Origin of the sequence: Bradyrhizobium diazoefficiens (assembly GCF_016616235.1) — a bacterium.
Classification (GTDB): Bacteria; Pseudomonadota; Alphaproteobacteria; order Rhizobiales; family Xanthobacteraceae; genus Bradyrhizobium; species Bradyrhizobium diazoefficiens_H.
The window spans coordinates 2,714,576-2,727,422 of the sequence record NZ_CP067100.1 but is presented as its reverse complement, the minus strand read 5'-3'; the positions used below and the strand labels follow the sequence as shown (position 1 = coordinate 2,727,422).

Here is a 12,847-nt window from a genome sequence, read left to right as displayed (position 1 = left end):
GGAGAGGCGAAGACCTCACGGCTTGCCGAAATTCGGCGCCAACAGGCGGTTGCGGATCAGGTAGCTCATCGTGCGCGACCAGGATTCATCCGTGTTGCCGCGCATGTCGGCGCTGGCGGCGGCGATCATGTTGCCGGTCTTCACGTCGCGCAGATAGATGTTCAGATTGATGATAAGGTTCGAGACCTTCTGCACCATGCCGGTGATCTCGATATCGGCGCCGAGCTCCCCCGCAAGCTTGAGGTCGCAGCCGCCGCAGGCTTGCAAGTTGGCGTGACGGGCGGCATCCCTGACCGGCGCGATATCGAGCAGCTGGAACTTGCCTGACTCAGCCAGTTCCTTGCGCAGCTGCTCGCTGATGCGCAGCAGCCGCGCCTCCTCGGGTTTGGAGCCGTAGAACTCGCCGGGCAGGCTGGTGTCGATCAACTCGAAATCGAACACGGCGAGCTTCGGCGGATCGGCGAACGCGCCTGAGGTCGTCAACAGCAAAGATGCGAAACATATCAGCGCTCGCATGATCGTGATTCCAGTCCGCGCACGGACGAAATGCGGGGTTGCATGGCCTGACAAATCGGTCATGCTTCAGCAGAAACAATTCTCCACCGGCGGTCAAGCCGGGGAGAACGTCCGGAGGAAACATGATCCGATGGTTGGTCGGCCTGATCGGCTGGAGTCTTGCCGCGACGAGCGTGCTCGCGGCCGAGCCTGCCCAGATCGGCGTCGGCTATCTCGGCGTCGCTGTTACCCGATCGACGCTGTCGCTGGTCGAGCAGCCCGCCGAGAATGACGGCGTCGCCGGGGCGCGTCTCGCCATCGAGGACAACAACACCACCGGGAAATTCCTCAACCAGCGATTTACGCTGGAAGAGCGGCGTATCAGGGAAGGCGATGACGTGGTACAGGCCGCGACCGACCTCGCCGCGCGCAATGGTTTTATCATTGCCGATCTTCCGGCCGATGCGCTGCTGAAGGTTTCGGACGCTTTGCGCGATCGCGGCACGCTGCTGTTCAATGCGGGGGCGATCGACGAGCGGCTGCGCGAGGCCGATTGCCGCGCCAATGTCATCCACACCGCGCCGACGCGCGCGATGCTGGCGGACGCCCTCGGCCAGTACCTGGTCTGGAAGCAGTGGAAACGCTGGCTGCTGGTGACAGGCTCGCATGACGAGGACAAGCTGTTCGCCGATGCGCTCCGCCGCGCCGCCACGCGGTTCGGCGCCAAGATCGTGCAGGAGCGCACCTTCGAAGACAAGGGCGGCGCGCGGCGCACCGATAGCGGCGTGACGCTGATCCAGCGCCAGATGCCGGTGTTCACACAGCAGGCGCCCGCGTACGACGTGCTGGTCGCCGCCGACGAGAGCGAGGTGTTCGGCGCCTATTTGCCCTATCGCACCTGGGATCCCCGCCCCGTCGCAGGCTCGGCGGGCCTCGTGCCGCGCAGCTGGGACGCAGCGCAGGACCAGTGGGGCGCGATCCAGATGCAGAACCGGTTCATGAAGCTGAATTCGCGGCGCATGACCGCGCTCGACATGCAGGCCTGGACCGCGGTGCGCATGATTGGGGAGGCCACCTCGCGCACCAATTCGAGCGACGTCAAGAAGGTCACGGACTTCATCAAGGGACCGGATTTCTCGGTCGCCGCCTTCAAAGGCACGAAGCTGACGCTGCGCGACTGGAACCTGCAGCTCCGCCAGCCGATCCTGCTGGTCGACGGCCGCATGGTGGTGTCGGTGTCGCCGCAGGAAGGTTTCCTGCACCAGGTCTCCGAGCTCGACACGCTCGGCTATGATCGCCCGGAGAGCAAATGCAAGCTGAAATGAGCAATGTGATGCGATGGAGCCGCCGCGCAGATGGTGCGCTCCCTCCCCCGCAAGCGGGAGAGGTGAAGCCAACTCGCAGCGGAATATTGCGGTTATGGCGTGTGGGGCTCTTGTCCGCCTTCGCGCTCGTCGCAACGCCCGCACACGCCTTCATCGCCTACGTGTCGAACGAAAAGAGCAACACGGTGTCGGTGATCGACACCGACAGCTGGACGGTGACCAAGACCATCAAGGTCGGCCAGCGGCCGCGCGGCATCGAGTTCACGCGCGACGGCAAGTTCGTGATGGTCGCGGTCGGCGACGACGACACCATCCAGGTGATAGACGCCAAGACGCAAGCCGTGGTCGACACCCTGCCCTCCGGGCCCGATCCGGAATTGTTCGCCCAGGATGCCGCCGGAAAGATCCTCTATGTCGCCAACGAGAACGACAACACGGTGACCGTGATCGACCTCGAGAAGCGCGCGCGCCTCGGCGACATCCAGGTCGGCGTGGAGCCCGAGGGCATGACCATCAGCCCCGACGGCAAGATTCTGATCAACACGTCGGAAACGACCAACATGGCGCATTTCATCGACACGTCGTCGCGCCAGATCGTCGCGAACGTGCTGGTCGACGCGCGGCCGCGCTTTGCCGAGTTCAAGCACAACTCATCCGAATTGTGGGTGTCCTCGGAGATCGGCGGCACGGTCTCGGTGATCGATCCCGGAAAGCATGAGCTGATCGGCAAGATCACGTTTGAGATCCCGGGCTTGCGGAAAGAGGCGATCCAGCCGGTCGGCATCGGCATGACCAGGGACGACAAGACCGCCTTCGTCGCGCTCGGCCCCGCCAACCGGGTCGCCGTGGTCGATACCGCCACGCGCAAGGTGACGAAATATCTTCTGGTCGGACAACGCGTCTGGCACATGGCGTTCACACCTGATGAAAAATACCTGCTCACCACCAACGGCGTGTCCAACGACGTTTCCGTCATCGACGTCGCCGCGCAAAAGGTGATCAAGACCATTCAGGTGGGCGAGCTGCCCTGGGGCATCACGATCGCACCATGACCAGCCCAGCTCCAATCGCCGATCCGCGCGAGACGCCGAAGCCAGATCCGGCGGCGGAGCCGGCGCTATCGATCGGCGGTATCAATCATTCTTACGGTCCGCGCCGGGCGCTGATCGATGTGTCCTTCAACGTGCAGCCCGCGAGTTTTATGGCGCTGCTCGGGCTCAACGGCGCCGGCAAGAGCACGCTGTTCTCGCTCATCACGCGCCTGTTCGGGATCCAGACCGGCCGCGTCGGCATCTTCGGGCACGACATCAGCAAGAGTCCGGGCGAGGCGCTGCGGCTGCTCGGCGTCGTGTTCCAGCCGCGTACGCTCGATCTCGACCTGTCGCTGACGCAGAACCTGCTCTATCACGCCGCCCTGCACGGCATCAGCCGGCGCGAGGCCGCCGCGCGCAGCGCCGAGCTGCTCGGCCGCATCGGACTTTCCGATCGCGCAGCAAGCAAGGTGCGCGATCTCTCCGGCGGACAGATGCGGCGGCTGGAGATCGCGCGGGCGCTGCTGCACCGGCCGCGGCTTCTGCTGCTCGACGAGCCGACCGTCGGCTTGGACGTCAAGGCGCGCGCCGACATCATCAACCATGTCCGCCAGCTCGTCACCGAGCAAGGCATCGGCGTGCTCTGGGCGACGCACCTGTTCGACGAAATCATGCTAGGTGACGACCTCGTGGTGCTGCACCAGGGCAAGGTGCTGGCGCAGGGGCCGATGAGCCGCGTCATCGCGGAGGCCGGCGCGCAGGACGTCAACAGCGCCTTCATGCGCCTGACTGGTGGGCAGACCATGCCTGGAGGCGGCACATGAGCAGCATCACGACACGCGATGCGCGCGGCTTCTCGGTCGCCGAGTACATGACCTGCCTCACCGGCATCGTCTGGCGCGAGGGCCTGCGCTTCCTGCACCAGCGCGAGCGCTTCGTTTCGGCATTGGTGCGGCCGCTGGTGTGGCTGTTCATCTTTGCCGCCGGTTTCCGCCAGGTGCTCGGCATCTCCATCATCCCGCCCTACGAGACCTACATCCTCTACGAGGTCTATATCGCGCCCGGGCTGATCGCGATGATCCAGCTGTTCAACGGCATGCAATCTTCGCTGTCGATGGTCTACGACCGCGAGATGGGCAATATGCGCACGCTGCTGGTGAGCCCGCTGCCGCGGGGCTTCCTGTTGTTCTGCAAGCTGCTCGCGGGTACCGCGGTGTCGCTGCTCCAGGTCTATGCATTCTTGCTGATCGCCTGGTTCTGGGACATCACCCCGCCGCCGTCGGGCTATCTCACCGTGCTGCCGGCGCTCATTCTGTCCGGCTTGATGCTGGGCTCGCTCGGCATGCTGATCTCGTCCGGCATCAAGCAGCTGGAGAACTTTGCCGGCGTGATGAATTTTGTCATTTTCCCGATGTTCTTCGCCTCCTCCGCGCTCTACCCGTTGTGGCGCGTGCAGGAGGGAAGCCCTTATCTCTACTATGTCTGTGAGGCCAATCCGTTCACCCATGCGGTCGAGCTGATACGTTTTGCACTCTACGGGCAAATCAACTGGATCTCGCTGGCGGTGGTCGCCGGCTGCACAATCGTCTTCATGATCGGCGCGATTGTGGCCTATGATCCCTCGCGCGGGCTGGCGCGGCGCGGGCCGGCAGGAGGCGAAGGATGACAGTTCGAACACTCGCCATTGCGGCCCTCGCGTTCGCGGTCTCGCTCGCCGCCGCACGCGCGGCCGATCCACGCTATCCCGACTGGCCCTGCGCGCAGGCCAAGGTGCCGGAGATCTCGCTCGCCGCCGTCTGGGCCGGTCCTGCGCTCGACGACGCCGAGAGCAAGTGGAAAGACAACAGCAAAGTGAGCGCGCTGGTCACGAAGCTGGCGGCACGCAAGACGCCGCTGGATGAGGCGGAAAAGTCGGTGAAGGAGTTTCTGGCCAGTTCTGCCGCCGACAAGACCGCCAACGCCAAGCTGCTGTTCGCCGGCCTGTTCGACACCCTCAACGCCCAGCGCTCCCAGGTCATGAGCGGGCTTGAACGCGTCAGCCGCAAGCAGCGCGAGGCCGCCGACAAAATCCGCGAGGACACCATCCAGCTCCAGGCGCTCCAGGACGCGACGCCGCGCGACGACGTGAAGGTCGATGCCATGAGCAACCAGCTGATCTGGGAGACCCGCATCTTCGAAGACCGCCGCAAGGTGGTGCGCTTTGTCTGCGAGGTTCCGACCACGATCGACCAGCGCCTGTTCGCGCTCGGCCGCATCATCCAGCAGGAAATGGAATAGCGTCAGCCTTGCTGACAGCTTTCGTAAAAGTTCCCGCGATATCAACGCGATCATTAATGTTTGCTGCGCTATCTGCCGGAACCAAATCGATCTAGGATGGCTTGTCGATGTGAATCTCCAATGCCGGGAGGCCTCGATGGGACCAGCAAAATTCATCCTCGCAAGCGCTGCAGCCATCACCATGCTCGCGTCCACCGCCTTTGCTGACGATATGACCGGAATGGTCACGCGGATCGACCGGCTCAACAACACGATCTCGATCCAGCAGACGCAGAAAGGCACTGTCGGCGGCAGCGCAGGCGGCGCCGGCGCGCTCCAGGAGTACAAGGCCAAGGACGCCGCGATGCTGGATGCCGTTCATGCCGGCGACCGGGTGAGCTACGCCGCGACTGATACCAACGGCACCGGCACACTGACCAAGCTGCAGAAGCAGTAGGGCGTTTTCACCTCTCCCCGCTTGCGGGGAGAGGTCGGATTGCATCGAAAATGCAAGCCGGACGGGGACCTCTACGAGTCCAACTCTCGCCGTCCCCAAGGAGAGTCCCCCTCACCCCAACCGTCTCCCCGCAAGCGGGCGAGGGAGCACACGATCGCTTGCTGATGCAGATCACTACTGCTCAGGCCGCAGCTCAGGCTGCGCCTCCTCGGTCGGCAGCTTGGCGCGCTCCCAGCCGTCGGTGCCATCAGGATACCAGGCGACGTTGGTGTAGCCGTAGGCCAATGCGCGCTTGGCGGCATTCCACGACATCCAGCAATCGGCGAGGCAATAGATCACCAGCAGCGTAGCCTTGTCGCCATGCGATGCGCGCGCGAGGCCGCGCTGGAAATAATCGTCCATGGCCGGCGGCAGTGCGCCGTAGCCGGTATCCGGCAGCCAGAGACTGCCCGGAATGTTTTTCCGCGGCACATCGCGCCACACCGTGCCTGCGGGCAGGTTCTTCGGCTTCGGGGCACGCGGCAGCACGTCGATGAATGCACCGCTCTTGGCGCGCCAGATCGCCTCGGTCTCCGCAGTCGTGAGCACGCGGGCGCCTTCCAACGTCGCCGGCACCGGAGCGCGGTAATTGTCGGTGCGATAGCCTTCTGGCTCGAACGGCTCCTGTTGCTGCGCGCACGCCGGCGTGATCAGCACGGCGACGAGAAACGCAGCGGCGAGCTGCCGCCTCATGGCGCCTTCTTGGCCGTCTCCGCGCCGAGCGGCTTGTCGCTCTCGTCGAGCAGCGGCACGCCGAAGTCGAGCAGGATCTTGTTGATCTCGCCCTGGTTCTCCTGGATCAGCTTGTTGAGCTGCCGTTTCCAGTTCTGGTCACCCGGACGCACGCCCATGCCGATGCGATAGACCAGCTTCGGTCCGGTGGTCTCCTTCACCAGTGGCGTGACGTGCAGCGAGCCGGCCTTCTTCGCATAGTAACCCGCCATCGGCCCCCATAGCACGCCGGCGTCGATCTTGCCCGAGGTGAGATCGTCGATCATGGCTTGCGCCGAATTGTCGTAGCGCGTGTCGATCATCAGCGGATAGGGCTTCGCATCGCCCATCAGGCCGGCCAGCGCCATGTTGGTCGCCGGCGGCGTGCCGGCGACGATCCCGACATGCTTGCCCTTCAACCGGGGATCCTCGAGCGTATCGACGTCCTCGAGCCCGCTGCCGGTCTTCGCGACCAGCGCATAGCTCGTGCGGTAATAGGGATTGGTGCCCTGGACCAGATCGTCACCTTGCGGAAAACCCATGATGACGTCGCAGCGATGTGCGCCCAGTGTCATCCGCACGAAGCCGGTGGCCTGCGGGAAGAAGACGTAGTCGAGCTTCTTCTGGAGCTTGTCGGCAAAAAACTCGGCGAGCTTGTTTTCAAATCCCTCGCCCTTCTCGTCGGAGAACGGCAGATTGCGCGGGTCGGCACAGACGCGCAGCACCTTCGGGTCGACCAGTTCGAACGAGAGGTCGCCGCTCTCGTTCGTCTGCGCGAGGGCAACATCGCCGAGCGCGCAAGACCCAACCAGGATCCACAGTGAAAACAACCAGCGACGACGTCGTCCGGCCTCCGTCATGCCGCTTCCTCCTCGTCTTGTTTGAATGCTAGCCATGCAACGCACGACGCGCCATGTTTTGCCAAGCTTTGTGTTGGCTTTGCTTTGTTGCAGTGCAATGCGGCAGACCCTTTGAACTGAGGCGGAAAAGTGGCCCACGTTGCTTCAACGATCGCAGCCCTGTCCCTGCTGGGGTTCGCGACGCTACCACGCACCTTCGCGGCCGAATTGCCTGTAAGCGAAGTCGCAGCGGGAATCTTCGTGCACTCCGGGAACATTGCGCTGATGACCCGTGAGAACGAGGGTGACATCGCCAATGTCGGCTTCGTCGTCGGCGCGGATGCGGTGGCCGTGATCGATACCGGCGGCAGCCTGCGCGAGGGCGAGGCGCTGCTGGCAGCGGTGCGGGCCCGCACGTCCAAGCCGATCCGCTATGTCATCAACACCCATGGCCATCCCGATCATGTCTTCGGCAATGCTGCCTTCGTCGCGGCCGGGACCAGCTTCGTCGGCCACAGCAGGCTGCCACAGGCACTGGCTAGCCGCGGGCCGTATTACCTCGACAATTTCAGACGGATCATGGGCAGCGAGCTGATCGATCCCGTGAAGATCGTGCCGCCGACCATACTCGTGTCAGATACGCTGACTCTCGATCTCGGCGCGCGCCGCCTGATCTTGCGGGCTTGGCCGGCCGGGCACAGCGACAACGATCTGACGGTGTTCGACGAGACCAGCAAGACGCTGTTCGCCGGCGATCTCGTCTTTCTCCGCCATATTCCGGTGATGGACGGCAGCATCCGCGGCTGGCTCGGCACAATCGGGGAACTGGAAAAGATTCCAGCACGGCGCGTCGTTCCCGGTCACGGGCCCGTGAGCGAATGGCCAGCGGCGCTCGCCGATGAACGGCGTTATCTCACGACGCTACTGGCGGATGTCCGGGCGTCGAACAGCAAGGGCGAGCCGATCCGAACCGCTGCCGATAAGGCCGCCGCCTCGGAACGGCCCAATTGGCAACTGTTCGACGACTACAACGCACGCAACGCAACCGCAGCATTTTCGGAAATTGAATGGGAGTAGCGGGCGCGCTACGATGGGCAGGAGATCAGCTTCGCTGACTCCGGGGACCATGACCATGACGGGATGCACACGCCGCCTGCCCCTGATCGCCGCATTGCTCGGCATCGCCTTCGCCGTGCCGGTGCAAGCCGAGGAAGCCTACGATCCCTGGCCGGGCCTGGTGCAGGATATCTTCAACAACCGTCCGATGAACGAGGGCGCCGATGTCATCGGCATCGAGATGCCCTATCGCGCCGAGGACGCGGCCATCGTGCCGGTGACCCTGCGCAGCAAGCTGTCGCCGGCTGACAACCGCCGCATCCGCTCGATCACGCTGGTGATTGATCGCAACCCGGCGCCGATGGCGGCCAAGTTCGAGCTCGGCGCGGATGCCAACGTCACCGAGATCTCGACGCGCGTGCGCATCAACAACTACACCGACGTTCACGCGGTCGCCGAGCTCAGCGACGGCCAGCTCTACGTCTCCAAGACCTATGTCAAGGCCTCGGGCGGCTGCTCGGCGCCGGCGGGAAAGAACGCCGAGGAAGCCCAAAACCGGCTCGGCCAGATGCGCTACCGGCAATTCGCGCGCGAGGAGGCGCCGCCGGCGAGCCGCATCCGCGAGGCGCAGATCATGATCGGCCATCCCAACAATTCCGGCCTGCAGATGGACCAGGTCACGCAGCTCTACATTCCCGCCTTCTTCATCAACCAGCTGAAGCTGACGCAGGACGACAGCCCCGTGCTGTCGATGGAAGGCGGCATCTCGATCTCGGAAGATCCCAACCTGCGCTTCACCTACGTCTCCAACGGCGCCAAGCGTTTCCGCGCGGAGGCGAAGGACACGGATGGGCACGTGTTCCGCAATGAGTGGGACGTGGAAAAGCCGGGGACGTGAGGCGCGGAGCACCCTCCCCTGGCGGAGGAGGGTCGGCTCACATTGAGCGTCGCGAAATGTGGGACGGGGTGGGGTGACGGTCTCTCCCCATCCAACACTGCCCGAGTTGAGGGATCACCCCACCCCGCTCGCGCTGCGCGCGATCGAGCCTCCTCCAGGGGAGGGTGAGACACTGCGATGCCAAATCAGAAACACCTCACCTCGGCCTCCGCCTGCGCACGGCGCAAATCATTCACAGCCGAATTCGCCTGTTCTGATGTCCGGAACTGGGTGCCGAGATTGCCGCGGACCTGCGACATGCTGAGCGCGGTCTCGGCGGTGACGTAGCGTTCATAGGGGACGATCGAGGCGACGACGTCGATCGAGCAGGAACATTGTTCGATCGCAGCCCGCGTCTCGCCATTGGCCTTCATGCAGCCATAGACGTATTCGGCGCGCGCCGAGGTGGGATAATCATTGGCCTCTTCGGCACGCGTGGCGTGCAGGGCCGACGCCATCACCGCCAATGCGGCGACAATCGGTCGTAGCTGTCTCGCCAGATTCATGCGCGTCCTCCCGCTGGTTGCGACCAAAGCTATGCTATGCGTATTGTCCTGAAAAGCACTCTGTCAGAGGAAACGGCGCACAACGTGATGAGAGCACTCGGTCGAACTCTTGCGCTCGCGGCGACGCTGGTGCTGACGCTAGCCGCGCCCGGACGGGCCGCGCAGACGATCCGCCTTGCGGTGCAGAAGACCGGAACATTCTCCTGGGAGCTGGCCGCGATCCGCGCCAGCGGCCTCGACAAGGAGGCCGATCTGTCGCTCGACGTCACCGAGCTTGCCAGCCCCGAAGCCGGCAAGATCGCGCTGCGCGCCGGCAATGCCGACATCATCCTGTCCGACTGGCTCTGGGTGTCGCGCGAGCGCGCGCTCGGCGCTAGGCTCACCTTCTATCCCTATTCCAGCGCGCTTGGCGCGCTGATGGTGCCGGCGTCCTCGCCGCTCAAGACGCTGGCCGATTTGAAGGGCCGCAAGCTCGGCGTTGGCGGCGGCCCGATCGACAAGAGTTGGCTGCTGCTGCAGGCGCGGATGAAGCAGGACGGCATCGAGCTCAAGTCCGCTGCGACCATCGTCTATGGTGCCCCGCCATTGATCGCCGCCAAGGCGCTCGACGGCGAGATGGATGCAAGCCTCAATTTCTGGAATTTCTGCGCCCAGCTTGAGGCCAAGGGTTTTCGGCGCCTCGCCGGGATCGAAGAGATTTTGCCGAAGCTGGGCGCCAAGGGCGCGGTCTCTGCGGTCGGCTACGTCTTCGACGAGAGCTGGGCGGCGAGCCATCGCGATGCGGTGGCGCGCTTCATCGCGATGACCCGCAAGGCGAAGCAGCTGCTCGTGACCTCGGACGAGGCCTGGGACAAGATCGCGCCGCTCACCGGCGCGACCGATGCTGCCATGCTGAGGACATATCGCGATCGCTACCGCGAGGGCATCCCGCGCCGGACCATCGCAGAGGAGGAGGCCGATGCGCGCGTGCTCTACCGCGTGCTCGCCGAGATCGGCGGCCGCGACCTGGTCGGCTCCGCGGCCGAGCTCGATCCCGGCACGTTCTATCACGCCGTCCTCGGAGACTGAGGTGCTACGTCTGGTCTCGTTTGCGTTGTTTCTGGCGATCTGGTGGACGGCGGCGCTGTTCGTCGGGGGCGCAAAGCTGCCCTCTCCGCCCGCCGTGCTTCAGGTGATGATCGCGGAAGCATCGAGCGGCGCATTGTTCCTGCATCTCGGCGCGACGCTGGCCCGCGTCGCGCTCTCTTTCGTGCTGGCGATGTCGCTCGGCAGCGCCGTCGGATATCTCATGGGGCGGGTTAAGCTCGCTGACCGGCTTGGCGATCCCTGGCTGATCCTGCTGCTCAATCTGCCTGCGCTGGTCGTGATCGTGCTGGCCTATATCTGGGCCGGCCTGACTGAAGCGGCCGCGATCGCGGCGATCGCCATTAACAAGCTGCCGACCGCCATCGTCACCCTGCGCGAGGGCACGCGCGCGCTCGACCGCTCGCTCGACGAGATGGCGGGCGTGTTCGCGATGCCGCGCTGGCGCGCCTTCCGCCACGTCGTGCTGCCGCAGCTTGCGCCCTATATCGCCGCGTCCGCCCGCTCCGGATTATCACTGGTATGGAAGATTGTGCTGGTCGCCGAGCTGCTGGGACGTCCGAACGGCGTCGGCTTCGAGATTGGCGTCGCCTTCCAGCTGTTCGACACGCCGCGGCTGCTGGCCTATTCGCTGACCTTCGCCGTCGTCGTGCTCGTCATCGAGACCTTGCTGGTGCAGCCGTTCGAAGCCCGCGCAACACGGTGGCGGCCCCGTGCGGCTTGAAGTCGAGATCACGAGCAAGACTTTCAAGAGCGCTGCGGGCGGGACGCAGGAGGTGCTGGCGCCGGTCAAGTTTGCGCTTCAATCCGGCGAGGTCGGCGTGCTGATCGGCCCGTCGGGCTGCGGTAAGAGCACGATGCTGCGCATCATCCTCGGGCTCGACCGCGACTTTCAGGGGCGCATTGCACGGCCGCCGGAGGCGCGCATTGGCATGGTGTTCCAGGAGCCGCGGCTGCTGCCGTGGCGCTCGGTCGAGCAGAATGTGCGGCTCGCCGCCCCCGATGTCACCGACGCAAAATTGTCGGAGTTGTTCAGGATCCTGGAGCTGGACGCGCACCGCAGCCACTTTCCCGGCGAATTGTCGCTGGGCCTTGCCCGCCGCGTCGCGCTGGCCCGCGCCTTCGCGGTCGAACCTGATCTGCTCGTGCTCGACGAGCCCCTCGCCTCGCTCGACGAAGCGCTCGCCGGCCGCCTGCGCGACGAGATCGCAATGCTGGTGGCGAGCCGCCCGGTGATGACGTTGCTCGTCACCCACAACCTGGACGATGCGATCCGTCTCGGCGACCGCCTGTTCTTCCTGTCGCCGCGCCCGGCGCGCATTGTGCAGGAGGTGCCGATCGCCGTTCCGCGCGCCGAGCGCAACGAGGCTGAGCTTGCCAGGATCAGGGCCGAGCTCGCGGCGCTCCCGCTTGAATCGAAATGAGAACTCGTGGTCAACTGAGCCAAATGAGCTGCGAGGGAGGTTCAGCATGCGGCGTCAGTTGATTGCGATCGGCATCCTCTTGGGTGCGATGCCGGGCGCGGCGCTCGCGCAAGCGAAGGGCAAGGGCATAAGGCTCTGGAATCTGACGACCGAGACGATCTCGGGCTTCCAGCTCTCGCCCGCCGGCAAGACCGACTGGGGCCCGAACCAATGCCTGAACGACAAGGACAAGGAGGTCGACCACGACGAGCGGTTGCGCATCACCGGCGTCGAGCCGGGCCGCTACGACGCCAAGGTCAGCTATCCCAATGCACGCCAGTGCATCGTTCGCGACATCGAGATCAGGGCGGACGCGGTGTTCTCGATCGCCGACAAGGACCTGAAGGATTGTACGAAGTAGCGTCTCACGCCTTGTCATTCGGGTGCGGATATTCGCAGCGCCAGCGCACCGCCTGCCATTTCGGGTGATCACCGATCCATTGCGCGATATAGGGCGGCGCGGCCATGGCGCATTGCGCCGGCGAGCCGCCATAGTTGAACATCAGATGCTGCTCCTCGCAAGTCGCAGGCGAGAGCACCGCACACACAGTCACCACAAGCTCGATCGGGTTCATGCCGGGAATCCTTCAGGGATCGCCAAGAAACTACCATAAAAACCTACGCCTGAGGCAGCCGGAGGTTTCAAACG

At 64.5% G+C, this 12,847-nt stretch carries 17 protein-coding genes; 12 read left to right on the top strand and 5 right to left on the bottom strand.

Going from position 1 to position 12,847, the window contains the following annotated elements:
- Positions 1-15: 15 nt before the first annotated feature.
- Complete coding sequence (locus JJB99_RS12870) at positions 16-579, bottom strand: DUF3280 domain-containing protein (RefSeq protein WP_200499101.1); 564 nt, start codon at positions 577-579, stop codon at positions 16-18.
- A 59-nt stretch (positions 580-638) separates the two neighbouring features.
- On the opposite strand from JJB99_RS12870, the gene JJB99_RS12865 reads away from it, so the two are divergent.
- From JJB99_RS12865 to JJB99_RS12840, 6 genes are all read left to right on the top strand, one after another.
- Positions 639-1,820 (top strand): ABC transporter substrate-binding protein, encoded by a 1,182-nt coding sequence (locus JJB99_RS12865; RefSeq protein WP_200499100.1) that lies wholly within the window; start codon positions 639-641, stop codon positions 1,818-1,820.
- Positions 1,821-1,903: 83 nt separating this feature from the next.
- Positions 1,904-2,872 (top strand): YVTN family beta-propeller repeat protein, encoded by a 969-nt coding sequence (locus JJB99_RS12860; RefSeq protein ID WP_200500141.1) that lies wholly within the window; start codon positions 1,904-1,906, stop codon positions 2,870-2,872.
- The gene (locus JJB99_RS12855) at positions 2,869-3,675 is read left to right on the top strand and encodes an ABC transporter ATP-binding protein (RefSeq protein ID WP_200499099.1); all 807 of its coding nucleotides are present in this window, start codon (positions 2,869-2,871) and stop codon (positions 3,673-3,675) included. Before JJB99_RS12860 ends, JJB99_RS12855 begins: the two co-directional genes overlap by 4 nt.
- Positions 3,672-4,517 (top strand): ABC transporter permease, encoded by an 846-nt coding sequence (locus JJB99_RS12850; protein ID WP_200499098.1) that lies wholly within the window; start codon positions 3,672-3,674, stop codon positions 4,515-4,517. Before JJB99_RS12855 ends, JJB99_RS12850 begins: the two co-directional genes overlap by 4 nt.
- The gene (locus JJB99_RS12845) at positions 4,514-5,128 is read left to right on the top strand and encodes a hypothetical protein (protein WP_200499097.1); all 615 of its coding nucleotides are present in this window, start codon (positions 4,514-4,516) and stop codon (positions 5,126-5,128) included. The genes JJB99_RS12850 and JJB99_RS12845 overlap by 4 nt, the downstream gene beginning before the upstream one ends.
- 136 nt (positions 5,129-5,264) lie before the next feature.
- Positions 5,265-5,564: a copper-binding protein gene (locus tag JJB99_RS12840; RefSeq protein WP_200499096.1), complete on the top strand. Its 300-nt coding sequence runs from the start codon at positions 5,265-5,267 to the stop codon at positions 5,562-5,564.
- Positions 5,565-5,738: 174 nt separating this feature from the next.
- On the opposite strand, the gene JJB99_RS12835 is transcribed toward JJB99_RS12840, so the two are convergent.
- On the bottom strand, positions 5,739-6,296 hold the full coding sequence (locus tag JJB99_RS12835) for a PQQ-dependent catabolism-associated CXXCW motif protein (protein WP_200499095.1): 558 nt from the start codon (positions 6,294-6,296) through the stop codon (positions 5,739-5,741).
- Entirely contained in the window at positions 6,293-7,174 is an 882-nt protein-coding gene (locus JJB99_RS12830; RefSeq protein ID WP_200499094.1) for a substrate-binding domain-containing protein, read from the bottom strand. The genes JJB99_RS12835 and JJB99_RS12830 overlap by 4 nt, the downstream gene beginning before the upstream one ends.
- Before the next feature lie 264 nt (positions 7,175-7,438).
- On the opposite strand from JJB99_RS12830, the gene JJB99_RS12825 reads away from it, so the two are divergent.
- Together JJB99_RS12825 and JJB99_RS12820 are read left to right on the top strand one after the other, a co-directional pair.
- On the top strand, positions 7,439-8,230 hold the full coding sequence (locus tag JJB99_RS12825; protein ID WP_433995762.1) for a quinoprotein relay system zinc metallohydrolase 2: 792 nt from the start codon (positions 7,439-7,441) through the stop codon (positions 8,228-8,230).
- A 55-nt stretch (positions 8,231-8,285) separates the two neighbouring features.
- Positions 8,286-9,107, top strand: a complete 822-nt coding sequence (locus JJB99_RS12820; RefSeq protein WP_200499092.1) for a quinoprotein dehydrogenase-associated SoxYZ-like carrier — start codon at positions 8,286-8,288, stop codon at positions 9,105-9,107.
- Positions 9,108-9,292: 185 nt separating this feature from the next.
- Here JJB99_RS12820 and JJB99_RS12815 read toward each other — a convergent pair whose 3' ends face one another.
- Positions 9,293-9,652: a hypothetical protein gene (locus JJB99_RS12815; protein WP_200499091.1), complete on the bottom strand. Its 360-nt coding sequence runs from the start codon at positions 9,650-9,652 to the stop codon at positions 9,293-9,295.
- An 87-nt stretch (positions 9,653-9,739) separates the two neighbouring features.
- Here JJB99_RS12815 and JJB99_RS12810 point away from each other — a divergent pair, with 87 nt between their 5' ends.
- The 4 genes from JJB99_RS12810 to JJB99_RS12795 are packed head-to-tail and all read left to right on the top strand — an operon-like array spanning position 9,740 to position 12,559.
- A complete protein-coding gene (locus JJB99_RS12810; RefSeq protein ID WP_200499090.1) occupies positions 9,740-10,720 on the top strand; it encodes an ABC transporter substrate-binding protein in 981 nt (326 codons plus the stop codon).
- Between the two features lies 1 nt (position 10,721).
- The gene (locus JJB99_RS12805; protein WP_200499089.1) at positions 10,722-11,459 is read left to right on the top strand and encodes an ABC transporter permease; all 738 of its coding nucleotides are present in this window, start codon (positions 10,722-10,724) and stop codon (positions 11,457-11,459) included.
- A complete protein-coding gene (locus tag JJB99_RS12800) occupies positions 11,449-12,159 on the top strand; it encodes an ABC transporter ATP-binding protein (protein ID WP_200499088.1) in 711 nt (236 codons plus the stop codon). The genes JJB99_RS12805 and JJB99_RS12800 overlap by 11 nt, the downstream gene beginning before the upstream one ends.
- A gap of 46 nt (positions 12,160-12,205) precedes the next feature.
- Entirely contained in the window at positions 12,206-12,559 is a 354-nt protein-coding gene (locus JJB99_RS12795; RefSeq protein WP_200499087.1) for a hypothetical protein, read from the top strand.
- 4 nt (positions 12,560-12,563) lie between these two features.
- On the opposite strand, the gene JJB99_RS12790 is transcribed toward JJB99_RS12795, so the two are convergent.
- On the bottom strand, positions 12,564-12,773 hold the full coding sequence (locus JJB99_RS12790) for a hypothetical protein (protein WP_200499086.1): 210 nt from the start codon (positions 12,771-12,773) through the stop codon (positions 12,564-12,566).
- Positions 12,774-12,847 lie beyond the last annotated feature (74 nt).